Annotated in this window: 13 protein-coding genes and 1 pseudogene; 5 read left to right on the top strand and 9 right to left on the bottom strand. The window is 51.2% G+C overall.

Annotated elements, in window-relative coordinates; all coding sequences use genetic code 11:
* Positions 1–181 precede the first annotated feature (181 nt).
* Positions 182–3,556 carry an endo-beta-N-acetylglucosaminidase gene (locus tag ARCH_RS09820; RefSeq protein WP_013170960.1) on the top strand — a complete coding sequence of 1,125 codons (3,375 nt, stop codon included), beginning with the start codon at positions 182–184 and terminating at the stop codon, positions 3,554–3,556.
* Positions 3,557–3,692: 136 nt separating this feature from the next.
* On the opposite strand, the pseudogene ARCH_RS10575 reads toward ARCH_RS09820, so the two are convergent.
* The 3 genes and pseudogenes from ARCH_RS10575 to ARCH_RS10570 all read right to left on the bottom strand — a co-directional run.
* Positions 3,693–4,058, bottom strand: a pseudogene (locus tag ARCH_RS10575) (transposase); the annotation flags it as partial.
* 272 nt (positions 4,059–4,330) lie between these two features.
* Positions 4,331–4,585 (bottom strand): hypothetical protein, encoded by a 255-nt coding sequence (locus ARCH_RS09515; protein ID WP_148214505.1) that lies wholly within the window; start codon positions 4,583–4,585, stop codon positions 4,331–4,333.
* Positions 4,586–4,986: 401 nt separating this feature from the next.
* Positions 4,987–5,238 carry a transposase gene (locus ARCH_RS10570; RefSeq protein WP_389401101.1) on the bottom strand — a complete coding sequence of 84 codons (252 nt, stop codon included), beginning with the start codon at positions 5,236–5,238 and terminating at the stop codon, positions 4,987–4,989.
* A 443-nt stretch (positions 5,239–5,681) separates the two neighbouring features.
* Between ARCH_RS10570 and ARCH_RS09020 the strand changes: the two genes are divergently transcribed.
* Complete coding sequence (locus ARCH_RS09020; protein WP_013170959.1) at positions 5,682–8,696, top strand: Cys-Gln thioester bond-forming surface protein; 3,015 nt, start codon at positions 5,682–5,684, stop codon at positions 8,694–8,696.
* Between the two features lie 286 nt (positions 8,697–8,982).
* On the opposite strand, the gene ARCH_RS09015 is transcribed toward ARCH_RS09020, so the two are convergent.
* Positions 8,983–10,317, bottom strand: coding sequence for an MATE family efflux transporter (locus ARCH_RS09015; RefSeq protein WP_013170958.1), 1,335 nt, complete (start codon positions 10,315–10,317; stop codon positions 8,983–8,985).
* A gap of 695 nt (positions 10,318–11,012) precedes the next feature.
* Here ARCH_RS09015 and dnaB point away from each other — a divergent pair.
* The gene (gene dnaB / locus ARCH_RS09010; protein ID WP_111724864.1) at positions 11,013–12,359 is read left to right on the top strand and encodes a replicative DNA helicase; all 1,347 of its coding nucleotides are present in this window, start codon (positions 11,013–11,015) and stop codon (positions 12,357–12,359) included.
* A gap of 24 nt (positions 12,360–12,383) precedes the next feature.
* On the opposite strand, the gene ARCH_RS09005 is transcribed toward dnaB, so the two are convergent.
* Genes ARCH_RS09005 through ARCH_RS08985 form a run of 5 tightly spaced genes read right to left on the bottom strand, consistent with a single transcriptional unit; the run spans position 12,384 to position 16,213 of the window.
* Entirely contained in the window at positions 12,384–13,097 is a 714-nt protein-coding gene (locus tag ARCH_RS09005; protein WP_170121722.1) for an HD domain-containing protein, read from the bottom strand.
* Positions 13,098–13,102: 5 nt separating this feature from the next.
* The gene (locus ARCH_RS09000; protein ID WP_013170955.1) at positions 13,103–13,933 is read right to left on the bottom strand and encodes an aldo/keto reductase; all 831 of its coding nucleotides are present in this window, start codon (positions 13,931–13,933) and stop codon (positions 13,103–13,105) included.
* Entirely contained in the window at positions 13,930–14,517 is a 588-nt protein-coding gene (locus ARCH_RS08995; protein ID WP_013170954.1) for a 1-acyl-sn-glycerol-3-phosphate acyltransferase, read from the bottom strand. The genes ARCH_RS09000 and ARCH_RS08995 overlap by 4 nt, the downstream gene beginning before the upstream one ends.
* Before the next feature lie 12 nt (positions 14,518–14,529).
* Positions 14,530–15,285: a DsbA family protein gene (locus ARCH_RS08990; protein ID WP_013170953.1), complete on the bottom strand. Its 756-nt coding sequence runs from the start codon at positions 15,283–15,285 to the stop codon at positions 14,530–14,532.
* A gap of 7 nt (positions 15,286–15,292) precedes the next feature.
* Entirely contained in the window at positions 15,293–16,213 is a 921-nt protein-coding gene (locus tag ARCH_RS08985) for a DUF4862 family protein (RefSeq protein WP_013170952.1), read from the bottom strand.
* A 67-nt stretch (positions 16,214–16,280) separates the two neighbouring features.
* Between ARCH_RS08985 and ARCH_RS08980 the strand changes: the two genes are divergently transcribed.
* Positions 16,281–16,859 (top strand): hypothetical protein, encoded by a 579-nt coding sequence (locus ARCH_RS08980; protein WP_145961597.1) that lies wholly within the window; start codon positions 16,281–16,283, stop codon positions 16,857–16,859.
* A 24-nt stretch (positions 16,860–16,883) separates the two neighbouring features.
* Positions 16,884–17,711: a DUF4261 domain-containing protein gene (locus ARCH_RS08975; RefSeq protein ID WP_013170950.1), complete on the top strand. Its 828-nt coding sequence runs from the start codon at positions 16,884–16,886 to the stop codon at positions 17,709–17,711.
* Positions 17,712–17,729 lie beyond the last annotated feature (18 nt).

Genomic DNA, 17,729 nt, shown 5'->3' with positions numbered 1-17,729 from the left:
GTGGTGTGTAGATGGCTGGCGTGAGGTGTGAGGCTGGTGTGCTGGAGTGGTGGATGACATTGGCATGGAAAATTTTTCGCAAAAAATTACTGGAGTAGTCGCTGAAAAGCCCTTGACTAAAGCGTTTTAGTCTGGTGGAGTGTATTTCACACTTGATGTTCAACGACGAAAGGATCAAGGTATGCATTCTCCGCAGCGCCACACACATAGGATAATACCAAAGACTCTTGCCGCTTCTTTGGCCATAGCATTAGGGTTAATTGCTGCACCTGCTTATGCCGCAGATACGGTTTATAACACGGGCGATAAGGAAGTCGGTACTGCGCAACCGAAGAATATGGGGCACCGGTTGCAGGACGTTCGCGACTGGAGCCCAGAAACAGACCCCTATGCTCCCTTTCTTAGAGCAGATGTCCCGCTCCAAAAACGGATAGATCACGATCCTACAACCCAGGCGGACCCGAACCTTGATGGAAAAGCTGAAATCATGCTTATGCAAGGCGATTACGGCAACTCGTTCTTTGACAATTTTCGAGCAAATAATGATGCTAACCAGCACACATTACAATTCTGGCAGTATGCTGATTATTGGAGCCCATGGCACGGGTCAGCATCCGTAGGGACACCTCGAGCCCTCTACGATCCAAAAACTAGCAAATGGCAGCAGCGCGGGTTCGAATTCGGAATTGTTGACATCCCCAATCCGGCATGGACAAATGCCGCTCATCGTAATGGCGTAAAATCTATTGCCACTATCTACTTCGATCCGGCTTTTCGGCCGGCATTAACATATCGAGAAGCCTTCGAAAAAGATAAAGACAGCAAAGAGTATCGGATTGCGAAACAGCTTGTAGAGATGGCCAAATATTACGGCTATGACGGTTACTTCTTGAACGAAGAAGAAGGGAATCTTGGTTCAGAATCTGAAGAGCTCCGGCCTCTAATGCAGTACTTGACTCGACAAGGTCTCTATACACAGTGGTATTCAAATATCGGCGCTAACTGGGATAGCCATAAAGAAAAGTGGACTGGCTTGGGCGATGATAAAGTTATGGATTCCGTATTCCTTAACTATCGGTGGAATAGTTCGTCCGCAAAAGGTATTGCCGAAAAAGCTAAAGAGAAGGGCTACGATCCGCATAAGCGTGTCTTTTTCGGTGTAGAAGCTAACCAGGCGCAGCTCACTAATAAACACACAACGGCAAAGGATATTCCCGGTCTATATACTTCGACGGATAATCATTCCCCGACAGCTTCGATCGCGCTGTTCACGCCGTCGGACTATTACCATCGAGGGCTCGATGATGATTTTAAGAACATAAGCGACCCTACCAATCCGGTTCATCAGCGTGACGGTTTCCAGTGGATGGTTGATGCTCGCCAGCGTCTGTATTTTTCTGGCGGTGCGAAAAACCCTGCGAAGGCCGAGTTCGGGAGCAAAGCAAAAATTGACGATGTAACGTCTTCTTCCCAGATGGAATGGGGCGGAGTTGCTGATTTTGTTCCTGCTAGGTCGGTTATTCGGGGGAACTCATTTAGCACGAATTTCAATATCGGCCGTGGACTTCAGTGGTGGAGTCGCGGACAACTGACATCCTCAGAGCAGTGGGCGAATATGGATTCTCAGTCGATCCTTCCGTCGTGGCAGTGGTGGGTTGAGAGCGAGGATTCGAACGTTTCCCTTACCGCCGATTGGGATTTGGGTGATACGGAGAAGCGGTTTGCCAAAGATGGCCGCACGGAGGTTCCGCTCCCATTTAAGGCGATAGGCGCCTACGATGGCGGAAGCTCCTTGGCTATTCACGGATCGTCGTCGAAGCCCGCCACACTGAATTTGTTCAAGACGCACGTGAACATAACGGATAAATCTCAACTGAATCTAGTTACGCAGCAGGCGTCGTCATCGACTGCGAAGGTATCGCTGGTTGTGCAGTTTGCCGATTCGAAGGAAGAAATTATTCCAGTAACGAATATTCTTCGGGGGACGTGGAACATATCCAACGTCGATTTGAGCAAATTTGCTGGTAAAACCGCTACTTCAATCGGCTTGCGCTTCGAGGACGCGAAGGATTATCAGCTGAACCTGGGTTCGCTTTCACTGACGAGCGGAGCAGGTAAGCCTGACGCTCCTTCTGGAGTCAAGATTGACCGGGTTTATGACGATGGTCAGCTGGTGCTTTCGTGGGACAAGGCTGAGTATGGTGACGTGGTTAATTATCGCGTGACGGCTCTTGAAGAAACTGGAGAGTCGCATCTCTATGAAGGTTTTTCGCACCTTGTCTATGTGAAGAAAGCTCCGATTGGCAAAGTGACATATCGCGTTCAGGCCGTGGGTGCAGACGGCCAGTTCTCTGATCCGGTTGATATTCCCGTCGATATGACGAAAGCTCCGCGGGGACTCGCGGTGGCATCGCGTGAGGTAGCGGAAGTATCTGTTGCTGCGAACAAGATTAAGGGAACGGAAGCCTTGCGCACGGTTGCTGAGGGTAAAGAAAGTCTGACCGTTTCGTGGGACGGAAGCCAGATTTCTGACGACGATCCATGTCTTGTTGTTGCTCATTTACAGCATCGTGAATCAGGGCAGTTGAATGATTTTTCGTCGGTAGTTCCGTGTGCGAGTGGAAAGGCAACTGTATCAATACCTGTACGAGAGGGATATCCCGTCGATGTGACGGTTCGTCCGCAGAGTCTTTCGTATGGCGTGTCTGTGCGTGCTGATAGCGCGGATAGTCTCGCTCGGCCGTTGCCTGATTCTGATTTGAAGATTGAAGGTGGGAAGTATCGTTTCTTTAATCCGTCTACAACTGATTGGGCGGGTCTAGAAGTGAATTGGCGTGACAAGGATGGAAAGGAAACTGCTAAAACTGTTCACCTACGAGGAGATACTATTAAATCTCAGTGGGAATCACATCCGAAATCGGACTCTATCGTCCAGTGGAGAGAACTTCCTGCTCAGGAGGGAATCTTCGTCACGAAGCTAACTGATACCGCTGGGAATGTGACGACGCAAGAATGGACCATCAAGGATGGCGCATTAGTTTCTGTTGTGTCTGATCAAAAGGAAGCTAAGCCGACTATGGCAGATATTTATTCGCCTGGATACGAACCGGTTTCGCTTAAGCAAGGAGAAGAAAAACGGGTATCGCTCCAGTATGCGAAACTTCTTGCTCTTCCTGAGGGGACAACGTTTACTGCCCGGGAGATGCCTGCATTTGCATCTGTGGATAAAACGTCAGGGGATCTCATTTTGGCTGGTGATGCGAAGCCGGGACATTATCAAGGCACTATTGATGTTGTATACACGGACGGTTCCAGAGATGTTGCACTAGTGACGTTTGTCGTGGATAAGGCAGAGATGGCTCCGACTCCTGGGCCATCGGATCCTAGCCCAGCTCCTAAGCCAACCCCTACACCAGAAAAGCCCAAGTCTGTTCATGAAACCAGACATAAAACTAAAGAGAATAATTTAGCTAAAACGGGCATTTCTATTGGTGGGATAGGGCTGATTGCCGTTGGTTTGATCGCTGCTGGAGGCGCTATTAGACGTAGTCGGTGAACATAGGAATCCTAAGGGGGCTGTATCAGTAGTCCTTGAGGAGTGGTCGGGAAGGTCTTTGGATGTTCCCGACCACTTTTGTTTGTGTTGCGGGTGGTCGGGGTGGCTAGGCGGTGGCATGGGCTGGATGTGCGGGCTAGTTGTTGGTGTTTTCCTTTTCTTGTTCTGCTTTGGTGTTGTGGTGGTGGACTTTTCTGAGGTTGTGTCCTAGAGCGATCCACCGGAATTCTGTGGTGACTTTTGGTTTACCTCGTAGTGTGAACCTTGTGAAGTGATAGTTACGTTTAATGTCGCCAAAAACGGTCTCAACATCGACAGCTCGTTGCTTACGAAGGTGTTTACCGCTATCGGTGCGTAGATCTGCGGTGGCTTTGTCTTTGTAGGCTTCCCTGGTGGGATTGACAGCGATGATTTTACACAATCCGGGTCGCTTTGAGTTTGTGCATCTGGATTTGACAGGGCTCTCTTGACACGAGAGGCACTGGTATATTCGAGTGCTTGTCGCATATCCAAGGTCGCTTGTTTTATGTTAAGCGCGTTGATATGTCAGTGTCTGGTGGTTAGGGCATTGATATGTATCGGTGTCGTGATCATAGGGCCAGTTCGCGCTCCGGAATGGGTCATCGCACCATTTCTTATTTTTCATTCACCGGTAGAACTCGGCGTGTTTAACCAATGCCCGTACCTTGTGCTGGTCAAGGTAAGCATAGTTTTGTTCTGAACCGTATCCAGCATCAGCAATAATCGTTGTGGGCAAGGCACCAAGCTGGGATTTCAGGTGCTCGAAATGTTCACAATAGCGCAGGCAGTATCGCCAGGACGTTGATGGATCGTGGCGTCGATAATATATTGCCCGGAGGTACCAACTTGGATGTTGTAGGCAGCTTTGAGCTGACCATTTCCCATGTGGTCATCCTTCATTCGCATGAACGTGGCATCGGTATCTGTTTTTGAATACGATCCGCGCGAGCCAGCGATGCGTTCTTTAGTCTCGTATTCGCTAAGTTTTGGGCCCCGTTGTTTTTCCACAAGACGTTTTGTCTTTTTCAGGGACCGATCTTTTGGGTGAGTACTCAAATACTCATTAATACGAGCTACTGCTTGGTCCATCACCACCGAGTCGATCTCAGTTGGTGTTGGTAAATCGAAATCCTCATCAGCGTTAAGCTCATCGATCGCGGCAAGGTGAGCATGGATTTTTCTTGGAGCTTGCTCTTATACCGTGCTATAGATGTCGACCATACGAAGGAGTACTTATTAGCGTTGGCTTCGATCTTTGTCCCGTCAAGGAAATACGTCGACAAGTCAATATATCCACTTTGAGCTAAAACCATGATTGTTTGGGTGAAAATTTCTTCAAACACTGGCTCGATACGCGAAGAACGGAACCGGTTAATCGTGTTATGCGAAATCGGTGCCAGTCCAGTGAGTCACATGGCGTGTAAATCTTGCCTAGTGGCCTTAGCGATGTCTCGGGAAGAGTAGATGCCACTGGCATAGCTGTACAAGACGACCTTGAGCATCATCACTGGGTCATATGCAGGTGCTCCGCCTCCGGGATACAACCGATCCAGTAAATCACGGTCGACGTGATCGACTAGCTGATCAATGACTCGGACAAGAGCATCAGGGGCGATCAAGTCACAAACATCTGGGGGTAGCAACAATGGTTGATGCTGCATCACGGGCTTAAAACGATGGTCCACATTAACCTCCTCCACTACCCTAATTTTACCTTAAAACCCCGAAAAATCAACGAAAACAACGGTAGGAAACATGCCCATAAACAACAAAAAGACGAGGGACGAATCCCGGAAAATCCGAAATCCATCCCTCGTCAATCACAAGGCTTTTGGTACAGCCCCTACTAAGAAAGCGATAATGGTCGAGAGATTACTCTTCTTTTAAGTTTTAAATAGTAACTATCTATTGATGTAAGACGTGTGCATCGGTGTTGTTTTCGTTTAAATGTAAGTTATGTGAAATGGATTAAAAGTAATAAATGTCATTAATAGTTGCATAAAAATACGAATTAGTCACAAAGCTTAAAAGTGAAAAAGATAATTGGTATCGTAATTTTAGGAGATGTTTTGCCATCTGTATATAAAAGAAATGAGATGTGAAAATGAACGCGAAGCTTGACGCGAAGTCGAGGTTTGGTGATGTTTTCAAAAGTTCGTTCATCTTTGTTGCAGCCATTGTAGCGTTGGTGTTCGGGCCGTTGAGAGCGATTGCTGCTGATGCGGATCTATACGAGGCCTATCAAATTGGAACTGAAAAAGAAAGTACTAACCAGTTCTTTATGCGAGAGGTGGGAAAGGAGGAAGGGAAACCTGTTTACTGTGTTAACCTTCATAAAGAAAGACCGCCTGTTAAAGAGCGTCTGAATTCGAATACAGGTAAAAAAGAGTTTCCGCAATACGCTAAGCAGGATGCTACATCTGACTTTGCCAGGTATACGGACGGTGATAAATCTTCTTTGAATTCTAGGCTGATGTTTGCCTTGTGGAATGGTTACCCGAATGATGCGATGGGTCTAAAAGATGCTGGAGCCATCGACAATATTCAAGCCTTCACTAGTGCCACACAGCATGCTGTGTGGCATATTACTGACGGTTATGATTCACCTTTAGCAAGTCAAAATGACACCACAGCGAAGATCTACAAGGTTCTTATTGGGGAAGCTCAAGAGTTTGATTATTTTAATACAAAAATTAAGCCTCAGAAAGTTCCAACGGAGCTGAAGCTAAGTGTCTATGAACCGCTTAATAACGTCCCTAATGAAGGATATAAACAGTGGCAGAATTTGATTTCGACGGAATTTGTAAATGAAGTTGGTGAATCTGTCAAGCCGAAGCCAGTAAAACCTGGCGAAGGTGAAGGTGAGAAGTTCTTCGAGTTTTCCTTTAAAAAACTTGATATGGATAATAACGTTCCAGTTATTGGTGCAGGTCTAAAAATTCAAGATCAGAATAAAAAGGCAGGTGTTAAGACTTCGCTAGAAGGGGTCGGCACTAATATTCACCAATGGGATACAAGCGATACAGCGCAAAAAATCTGGTTGAAGCCTGGTGCGTATCTTCTTTATGAAACTAAAATTGCTGGCGGTTATGTACTTCCAGACTCGGGTTTGAAGACTCCACTAAACATGCTAGAAGTGAATGATGATGGAAAAGTCACACTTGCAGATACTGGATCAAAGTATGTGAAGACTGAAAACACCGCCATCAATGTTTACAACAAGCGTAATGCTGAAGTGCCGAAACCTAACTCTGCAGGAAAAAAGAAGATTCGAATCAGTAAGTTTGCTGAAGGTGCGACTGCTCAAGAGTTAAAAAATGCTGAATTGGCTCTCTATAAAGGTGAATATAGTCAGGAAGTACCGGGCGATATTGTTGCTATAAAGACGTGGATTTCTGGACCTGTGATAGACGTGGAACTCGATGAAGGTAGTTACACTCTGGTCGAGAAGAATGCTCCTGAGGGTTTTGATAAAGCTGAAAACATTGTGTTCAAAAACGAAAGTGGCAAGGTTTTTCTCAAGAATGGAGATCGTTGGTCTGAAACAACTAAGCTTGTTCCTGTAGATGCCACGCCTTTCAGAGCTTATAGTGATTTCAACGATGAAAGTACTTCGTGGAAAGGTACACCTTTTGGTAAGTTCTATTATATTGATCATGATAAAAAGAACGAGTCAGTTGATGGCGATGAAGTAATTTACTGTTTTAATGTCAACCGCAAAGCTCCAATGGAATCCTATGACTATGGAGAAAGCGTTAATGCGTGGGATAAAGTTGAGCCGAAGTTTAAGGCAGAGTACGATCAAAAATCTATGAAAGGATATGCGCACAAACCGCGGATTGAAGATCCACTAAAGTTTGGCGAGGCAATCCAACGTGTCATCTACGCAGGTTATCCGAAGAATGCGATGAAGTTTGGAGATGAATTAACTCCAGCGGCTTTCCGTACTATCACACAGTTAGCGATTTATAACTTCTCTGATTCTTTTGGGCTTGAGGAAATTGCAAAGCTAAATGAGAATGAAGCTCATGGATTTTTTGGAATTCTGAAGCCTGAAAACGTAAAAATCAAAGAAGCGTATGAAAAACTCATTCAATATGCTGTGAGCGATTCTGAACTTCCAGAAGATTCTCGCGTGCCTTTCTATGTGACCAATAACATTGAATATCAAAATTTCATAGGTACTTGGATGAATCCACAATCGGTTATTCCAGTTGTGGAAATGATTGACAAGGTAATTGTACCGCAGGATAAGGCTAAGACTGCTTCGGTTGTGTTCTCGAAGGTTGTTGCTGGTCAAGGTGATGAGCTTAAGGGTGCTTCCTTGAAGGTTGTTAAGGGTGAGAAGGCTGATGGTGAGGTTGTGAAGTCGTGGACTTCGACTGGTACGCCTGAAACTTTTGCTCTTGAGCCGGGTGTCTACACTCTTGTTGAAGATCAGGCTCCGCTTGGTTTTATGAAGGCTGAGGCTATTACGTTCCGTGTTGGTTTTGATAAGGATCATGCTAATGGCATGGTTGAGATCAAGGCTGGGGATAAGTGGACTCTTGCTAAGAATTCTGTTGTTGTGATGCAGGATAAGGCTAAGACTGCTTCGGTTGTGTTCTCGAAGGTTGTTGCTGGTCAAGGTGATGAGCTTAAGGGTGCTTCCTTGAAGGTTGTTAAGGGTGAGAAGGCTGATGGTGAGGTTGTGAAGTCGTGGACTTCGACTGGTACGCCTGAAACTTTTGCTCTTGAGCCGGGTGTTTACACTCTTGTTGAAGATCAGGCTCCGCTTGGTTTTATGAAGGCTGAGGCTATTACGTTCCGTGTTGGTTTTGATAAGGATCATGCTAATGGCATGGTTGAGATCAAGGCTGGGGATAAGTGGACTCTTGCTAAGAATTCTGTTGTTGTGATGCAGGACGAACGAGAGAAGACGCCAGATACTCCGACTAAGCCGGAAGAGCCGAAGACTCCAGAAGCTCCGAAGGTTGTTCCAAGTCCAAAGTTCGAAGACTCTAAGAAATCTGGTCTTGCTAGGACAGGTCTAGATCTTGGTGTTGCTGGAATGGTAGCAACAGGTTTGATTGCTGCTGGTGTTCTTGGCCTTGCTGCTCGTAAGCGTAACAAGGCCTGAAGAAACTAAAGTTTCTTAAATAAAGGGAGTGCCTGGGAAGAACATCTGCCCAGGCACTTTCTTTTTGGTAGTCGTTCAAGATAAACGTAAAGACCGCAAAAATCTGGGGAATATGGGGAAGTCTTCGCTATAGAGTAAGATCTCCCCGTATTTCCCGTATCTCGTTAGTAGCGTCACCAGCGACAGTGCCTTTTACTGCAATCGATCTATTCGACGCTGCATCCCATTGCACAAACCGCGCGAAATAAGATTGGTGCGCTTCCTGCTACTGAAATAGTCGATAAGCTTATGACTCAAGATACATCCAGGCATCCCCGCGCGTACGAACATACTGTGTACCAGCCCGAACAGCCATCGTCACGCCGCCATAACCAATCCACAAGATCACCATTCCCCAGATGTCCCCAAACACCTCAGGGAACCACAACACCACACCTGCAATCGGTGCAAACGCACACAAAGTCGCCACCATATACCACGCCAAACGCCGAGTATCGCCAGCCCCAATCAACACCCCGTCCAGCATGAACGCCAGGGACGCCACCGGCAATGCCAGAGCCGCAATCCACAGCACGGTTCGGGACAGGATGCGAACGTCGTCGTCACTACTCATCACCCACGGAACCACAAACGAAAGCGCCACCAGAAGTGCGCCCAGGCCGGCGCCCACCCAGAGGCCCCAGAGGACGCAGCGGTCGAGGATGCGGCGCACGCGCGCGTGATCGCCGGAACCGAGCGCCTGGCCCACGAGGATTTGCGCCGCGGTGGCAAGCGAATCCAGGCCGTATGACATGAAATTCCAGAGCGTCATCACGATTTGGTTTGTGGCCAGTGCGACTGCACCCAGGCCTGAAGTGGCGGCGATCAGCAGCAAGATCGCCGTGCGGAGCGACACCGTGCGGATAATCAGCGGGACTGCCTCTGACAGCGACCGTAGCACGCCCGCGCCAGACGGGAAAAGGGCCGCGTGGGCGGCGTGGGCGCGGCGGGCCACAATCCAGGCGAGTGCGATGCCCATGCAGGTTTGTGCGATTGCAGTTCCCAGGCCTGCACCCACAATCCCCAGGTCAAGGCCGTAAATCAGGAAGGCGTTGAGCGGGATATTTGCAACTGCACCGGCCGTGGCGGCGATGAACGGAGTGCGCGCGTCTGCAAATCCCCGTAACGTGCCCGTTCCCGCCAGCACCACGAGCATTCCGGGAAGGCCCCACGCGCTGGCATGGAGGTAGGAGACCGCTTGAGAAGCGACGGCGGGCGACGGGCCGAACCAGCCAATAATCGTTGCGCCGCCGAAGAAAAGTGCCAGCCCCAGGAGTGCGCCCAGGCCGAATGCTAACCACATCCCGTCCAGGCCAAAGCGGAAGCCTTCTTTATCATTGCCTGCGCCTACCGCACGGGCTGTTGCCGCCGTGGTGGCGTACGTGAGGAAAATACACAAGCCCACCAACGTTGTGAGAATCGTGGAGGCCAGCGACAGGCCCGCAAGCGGAGTGACACCGAGCCAGCCGATCATCGTAGTATCGGCGGCTACCAAGAGGGGTTCTGCGAGCAGTGCGCCCAATGACGGTAAAGCTAAACGGATAATTGATGAATCGACGTGTGTCAGATCGGCGTTCGCCACGCATGCCTCCTCAAGCAGGGATACGTCTATCTTACCTGTGGACTTTGTGGGGCTTAGGTGGAAAGGAAAACATGTAATTATCCACAGAGATTTATCCACATCGGTGTGGGGAACTCGCAATGGAAGATGTAACTTAACCACAGGTTCTCCACACAGGTGGAAAAGTTTGTGGCGGTTTTCCGCGCGAATTACATCAGATGTACACAGGCGTGGATAAGTTTCTGAAAATCTGTGGATAACTTTTGGTTTTTATCGCAGATTTATACACAGCTCCACAGGGTTTATCCACAAAATTACATAAAATAATCACACCGGGTGTGGAAAAAGATGTGATTCATGTGGGTAAATGACAAGAAAACCGTGTATATGGGTGTTGGTTTGTTAGCGAACGGTGGATATTGTGGTTAAACAGGCTGTGGAATCTGCTGGAGTGGTGCGAAGTGTATGGTCTGTTCGGGCTGCTGGTAGGTGCGGGGTGAGGTTGCCGGGTGTGGGGTGGGGCTGGCGGGTGAGGTTGGCGGGGGTCGGCGGTCAGGAACCTCAATGTGAAATTGCTGGGCAGCTGCTATGCTGCTTGAAAAATAGTGGATAATGGATGTTGTCCTGTGTGTTCATGAATTTGTGTAGATTAAAGGGTGAAGTCCACAAATTTATATTTTTTACATATAGATATATGAGGTTGATTAGTGAGTGACATGTCCAATTCCCAGTTTGAACGCACGCCGCCTCATGACATCGATGCCGAACGCTCGGTTCTCGGCGGAATGATGCTGAGCAAAGACGCCCTGGCAGATGTGTCCGAAATGCTCGATGCGCAAGACTTCTATCGTCCCGCACACGCCACGATTTTCACGGTTGTGATCAGCCTGTTCGGTGCGGGCCAGCCGGCCGATGCGATCACGGTTGCCGCAGAACTCCAGCGCCAAGGCAAGCTGGAACAGGTTGGCGGCCGCGCAGTCCTCCACGATCTCGTCTCATCGGTCCCAACTGCCGCAAATGCCTCCTACTACGCTACGATCGTCCACGAACAGGCGATGCTCCGCAGGCTGGTGGAAACAGGCACGCGCATCGCCCAGCTCGGCTACACCACGGACGGGGGAGATGTTGCCGAACTCCTCAACCTGGCGCAGTCCGAAGTGTATTCGATGAGCGATTCGAAAACGTCCAACGAATACGCCTCGCTGTACGAAATTATCCCTGGCCTGGTTGAAGAGCTGGAGATGAATTCGGCGCGCGATGGCCAGCTGGCTGGTTTATCCACAGGCTTCCATGATCTGGATAAGGTGCTGCTTGGCCTGCGCCCGAATCAGATGATTATTGTGGCGGCCCGCCCAGGTATGGGTAAAACAACGTTGGCGATGGATTTCTGCCGCCACATTGCGATCCAGGAGAATAAGCCGGTTGCGTTCTTCTCACTGGAAATGAACCGTAACGAATTGGCGATGCGCATGTTGTCGGCGGAGTCGGAGGTGTGGCTGTCGAAGCTGATTTCTGGCGAACTTGAGCAGCGTGATTGGGAGCGTATTTCGCGCACGCTTGAACGGGTAAATCAGGCGCCGCTTTATGTGGATGATTCGCCGAATCTTACAATGATGGAGATCCGTTCGAAGGCGCGCCGGATGCGCCAGCAGCACGGCATTCAGTTGATTGTGATTGATTACTTGCAGCTGCTTACGTCGGGTGGCCGTAGTCCGGAGTCGCGTCAGCAGGAAGTGTCGGAGTTTTCGCGTTCGATCAAGCTTCTGGCGAAGGAGTTGGAGATTCCGATTATTGCGATCGCCCAGCTCAATCGTGAAACGGAACGCCGTGATTCGAAGAAGCCGCAGGTGTCTGATCTTCGTGAATCGGGTTCGTTGGAACAGGATGCGGATGTGGTTATTTTGATTAACCGCCCGAAGGATCGCGATGAGATGGGTGCGTTGCCGCCTGCCCAGGTGATTGTGGGTAAGAATCGTTCAGGCCCGACTTCTGATGATATTGAGCTCGAGTTCCAGGGTTCGCTTACGCGCTTTGCGAATTACGCATCGGCGGAGGATTATTAGGCCGACGCCGGACTGCCCGCTTCCTCACCCGAGTTCGCTGGCGAGCCGGTGAAAGTAGGTGCGTTGGACGTCGATTGCTTCACGCCATAGGCGGGTAGCAGTTGGAGTGGAGCATTCGGTTGTCCACAGGGCGTCTAGCCGCGGTAGGTAGGTATTAAGCCAGTCGCGTTGTTCGGCTGTGGATTTTTCCATGAAGCGCACGTATTTGAGGGTGTCGGCAACGCGGTAGGCGCCGAAGCGATCGATGTTGTCGCAGTCTCCGATGGAGCGTGCGAGCAGGCTGGGTTCGGATTCGAAGGTGAGGTAGGGGCGCCCGTAGGCGTCGCAGCAGGTGCCTTCGTTATCGGTTCGCGCGTTCCACAGATCGTCTGTGTGCATGGCGATTCCTTGGGTGATGTCCGCGCGTTCCGTATCGCTTAGCCCCAGTTCACATAGGAATTTATCGACGACGATCGCGCCCGCCCGCCCGTGATCTACCGGCACTTGTGAATCGAATTTTCCGGTGTCGTGGAGCAGGCACCCCAGCGCGAGCAGATCTTCGTCCAGGCCTTCACTGCGGGCCACAACCCGCCCGATGCGGGCAACGCGTAGCGAGTGTTCGAATCGGTAGCGGCGTGATCCGAGGCTGACGGTCTGGCCGTCAACTTTCCGATCGTCGGACATGAGGTAGGCTTCAAGAAACTTGAGTGCGGGTGCGAAGGCGTCACGGGCACTGATTTCAGAGTGTGTATTGCCCATGGCCATCACAGTTTTGCGAAGCGATCAGGGTGTGGGCCCATGCGGCCGGATTCGCCGCGATCGAGGCTTCGAATCGCGGCTAAGTCGGCCGCATCCAGCACCACGTTGAACGAGTCAAAATTTTCGCGTTGGCGGGCCAATGTGGAGGCCTTTGGGATGGCAACGAAGCCTTCGGCGCGATGCCAGGCCAGAACAATTTGTGCCGGGGTAGCGTTGTGTTTGCTTGCGATCTCCACGATCACGGGATCGGCCAGATCGGTGCCGCGCCCTAATGGAGACCAGGATTCCACGGTGATGCCGTGTTCACGGCAGTAATCCACAACGGCCCGGTTCTGGAAGTAGGGGTGGATTTCGATTTGGTTGATGGCAGGAACGCTTGTGCCGTTGGCAGCCAGTTTTTCCAAATGTGAGATCTGGAAGTTGGACACGCCAACGGATCGTGCCCGCCCGTCTGCCACAAACGATTCCAGCACACGGAAGGTGCTGGTGAAATCGCCGCCGTACAGCATTTCTAGCGGCCAGTGTATGAGGAAAAGATCCACGTAAGAGGTGCGCAAATCTACCAATGACTGCGCAAAAGTACGCCGAGCATCGGCTTCCTCATGGTGAGGATTATTGAGCTTGGTGGTCACAAAAAGGCTGCCGCGCGGCACGCCAGATTCCACGAGCGCCCGCCCAACTCCGGCCTCATTCCCGTACATTTGAGCGGTGTCAATGTGCCGGTATCCTACCGCTAGCGCCTGGGTGACAACGCTAGGCGCATCGGCCGGATCAATCTTGTAGGTGCCGAAACCAAGAACGGGGATGGGCCGGCCGGAGTTGAGCGTGATGTTCATGAGCGTGTTTCCTCGATTGGTGATTCGTTACGGAGGCGTGGAACGCAGGTGAGTTCGGGCTTCACGCCAACTTTATCGGCGTAGAATGCCCTGATCTTGTCCATATCTTCTTCCATGTTGCCGGTGAGCATCATGGAGCCTTTCCAGCCGTAGCGTTTGGTTGTAGAATCCACAAACCCGAACACCACGGGGATCCCAGCTTCGTACGCCATGTGGTAGAAGCCTGATTTCCAAAACTCGCGCCGCCCGCGGGTGCCTTTAGGAGTGACGCAGAGCGTGAAATCGCTGGCCTTGCGGGCTTGTTCAGCGATGCTCTGAACAAGCCCGTGGTTCGAGTTCCTATCTACCCCAACCCCGCCTACCGCGCGCGCAATCGGCCCGATCGGCCCGTTGATGATGGAGTTTTTTACGAGGAAGCGCAGATCACGCCCGACATCCCAGAAAGCAACGATCATGTAGACGGCGTCCCAATTGGATGTGTGGGGTGCGCCGATAAGGATTGCCTTGGGTGGGAGCGGTTCGACATCCATCTGCCACCGGGAGAATTTTTGGAATGTGCGGGAAATAAACCGCTTGAAAGACATAGGGTTCCTTATTTACTTGTGGTTTTCTGCGCGTTGGAGTTCTTGGTTAATGATTCCGATGAATTGGTCGGCTGGGTAGGCGCCTGGAACGAAGGAGTATCCAATGAGGAATGCCGGGGTTCCGGTGATTCCGAGTGATGTTCCGCGGCTACGTTCGGTATCGACTGCCTTCACTGTTTCTGGATCCTTCAGATCTGCTGCGAATTTTTCGGTGTCCATGCCGATTTTCCCGGCGAGTTCCGTGAGCGCTTCAGGTTTTGCTTCGGGTGCGTTTGCGAAGAGTTCATGATGGTATTCCCAGAATTGGTTTTGTAGTGCAGCTGCGTGGGAGGCTTGCGCGATGAGGACAGATTCGTCGCCGAGCACTGGCATCGAGTTGTATTCGATACGGATTTTTCCGGAGTCAATGAAGTCTTGTAGCTTTGGGAGAGTTTCAAGAGACCATTGGCGGCAGTGCCCGCAGCGATAATCCGAATACATTTCAATGATCACGGGCGCGTCCACGTTTCCGAGCGCACGCGGATCGTTCGATTCCTTGCGGTGTTGTTGTTCGATTATCGCTTTAATTTCTGGGGTCAGTTCCTTTTTCGTTTCCGTGTTTTCCTTTGGTTGCGACGTGGACGACGACGGGGCCGCCGCTTTCCCTTCCTTGGACGATAGGGTGCCGGAGACGACAAAGCTGAGGACGAGCACTGCTACTGTGAGCAGGGCGATCAACGCGATGATGATTGTACGGTTGTTTTTTGGTGTATTTGCTGGCTGACTCATATTTCTTTTACCCTATCTGCGATCCCGTAACGGAGCCTGCTGACATCGCAATGTGGCGAAGCATATCTAGCCTAGTAGAGAGTGGGACATCTGCACCAATGCTCACCTTTGCTCCCAGTAAAGACACAGGATAGGCGCGGGCAGCGGTGGCAACAGCGTCTACCCGGGCAGCGGTCATGAGCGATGTTGGTTCGTCCTCATGCAATGGCACATGATCGTCATTCCAGGCCGGGCCAAAGCTGTTGGGCTGATCGTGAGCGCCAGAGAAAATAACACCGCCAAGAACGCCAGCATCGCCAGCTACCTGAACGTGAGCCAACGGAGTATCCGGATTACGGCCTTCAATCGCGGAACGGCCCCAATTAATCACCACCTGGATCCCATGATCGGCGGCTACACGCATCTCATCTGCCAAACTCAAAAAGCCCTTCTGCGGATCCTGACCCTCGATAAACTCATCCTGATGCTCAATCACTAAACGAGCACCATCCCAATCCCATTGAGACGCCACTTCTAACGAACGAGCAAACGCATCCGCATGAGCACCACCAGTAGGTGCAGAATGCAACGCAACATGGGTAAACACCTGCCGATTCGCGGCATCATTCACCTCTTTAATAGCCCACGATGCATTCAATAAATAATCGAGAGCGGCAGCGCGCCCGCCGCCGTCGTTCGACGCCAAACCAAACCCCGAATTCTCACCCAACTTGTGCATCACACCAGGAATCGGAGTCAACATATTTGTGGAAAAATGTTCGGAAAGTTGGGACGCAAACCATTCCACGTCGTCAGAAATACGCGCGCGGAACGGAATCTCTAAGCCGTTCACCCACGGCTGGGCAGCCAGCGCGCCATAAAAATCTTCCTGCTCAGAACGCGAAGCAGGCAACGATGCGTACGCACCAACAATAAACGGAACTGCCACAAGAAACCTTCCCATCAAAAACGCAAATATGGTTTAAGTTTACGGCGAAGCCAAGAAAGGTGGTATTTTGACAAGCATGAGAGGCGGAATATCCCACTGGCGAACAATCATCAGCATGATCATCGTAACCACGATCGTCTCCATTGGATTCTGGAGCACATACCATCTGGCCGTTACCGACCAACTGAACCTCGATACGCGCCGCGATTCAACCATTACGTACCGGACCCACAACATCGCCGAATCGAGAATCTACGTCTCAGACTATATAGGCGACCAAGCCAACACGTTCGCGCTCATGAGAACTCTGCCGCTCAGTGACAAAATCGCACTCCTCGGAATCGTGGATCAGGGCGTCACCGTAAGCCTCCACTCAGTTAACCTCCACGATGAAGCCATACAACGCGACATCCTCTATTCGGCAGCCGTCCTCACCGCAGTAATCAAAGACGCCAAATATGTGGCCTACCAAAGCGGAACACTCCACATCGAAGTCACGCGAAACGACGTAGTTTCCTTTATTCCAGACGGCGCCCTCACATCCTTCGACCAACAAACATGGGATCGCGTCCGCCGCGCCGTACCCGAAGCCGTCCCGTCACTCATTGAGGTACGGAACACCACCGTTAAGATGAGAGAACCATAAGCAAGCTCCCGTAAACTGAAACACATGGACCATCTTGGAATAAACGCAATCCACCCAACCGCGCCCGAATACCTCACCGCGGCGGCACTCTTCACGGCGCCAATCGACGTCGGCGCCGCCGTTGCCCGAATCCGCGAACTCTGGGGCGAAGACATCGATCCCCAATGGGTGAACATTGACGCCGCCCAAACCGGCGGCCTCAGCGGCGAACTCCTCACCTTCCAACTCCAAGGCGTCCATGTGATGATTACGCCTGTTGTGGGGCAGCTCCAGATCGATAAAGGGCAGCTGCCGGAACACCACACGCACGTGGCAATCACGCTGTTCGCGCCGCTTTCCGGCCTGGAAGACGGAAAGATCGCCGGGGAACACCAGATGCGCGGCGAAAACGCGAGCGAACTCATGCGCCGGCACCGGATGGTGTCCGCCCACATCGCCTACACGCAGGTGGCCGATGCGCTCATGCGCGAAGATGCCGCGATCGGCGTGTACCGGCACGAACTGGGCGTGATCCACCCACCGCAGATGGTATCGGCGTTGGCGGATTCGCTGACTCACGGCCAGGCCCCGCTGCCGTTGTGGATCAACGTGCGGTTGGGGGATGGGCCAACCACGCGCGCCCGCACGCTCGGGCTACCATTGTTTGGGCACCTGGATCTGGAAGTGACTGGCGATGGGCGAACGTTAGAAGAAACGGCCGCGGTAGTGGAATCTACCGCGAACTATATTGTGATGGGCGATAGCTACTTATTGCCTGGGCAAACGATCGGTGCAGGTGACGGTGGCAGCTATCCTGTGACTCAAGAAGTATCTGTGGCTGACGGCAGTACAGTAATTCGAATTGTGATGTGAGTTCTTCGGGAGGAACGT

The organism is Arcanobacterium haemolyticum DSM 20595 (assembly GCF_000092365.1).
Lineage (GTDB): Bacteria > Actinomycetota > Actinomycetes > Actinomycetales > Actinomycetaceae > Arcanobacterium > Arcanobacterium haemolyticum.
This window is presented reverse-complemented; position numbering and strand designations above follow the sequence as displayed.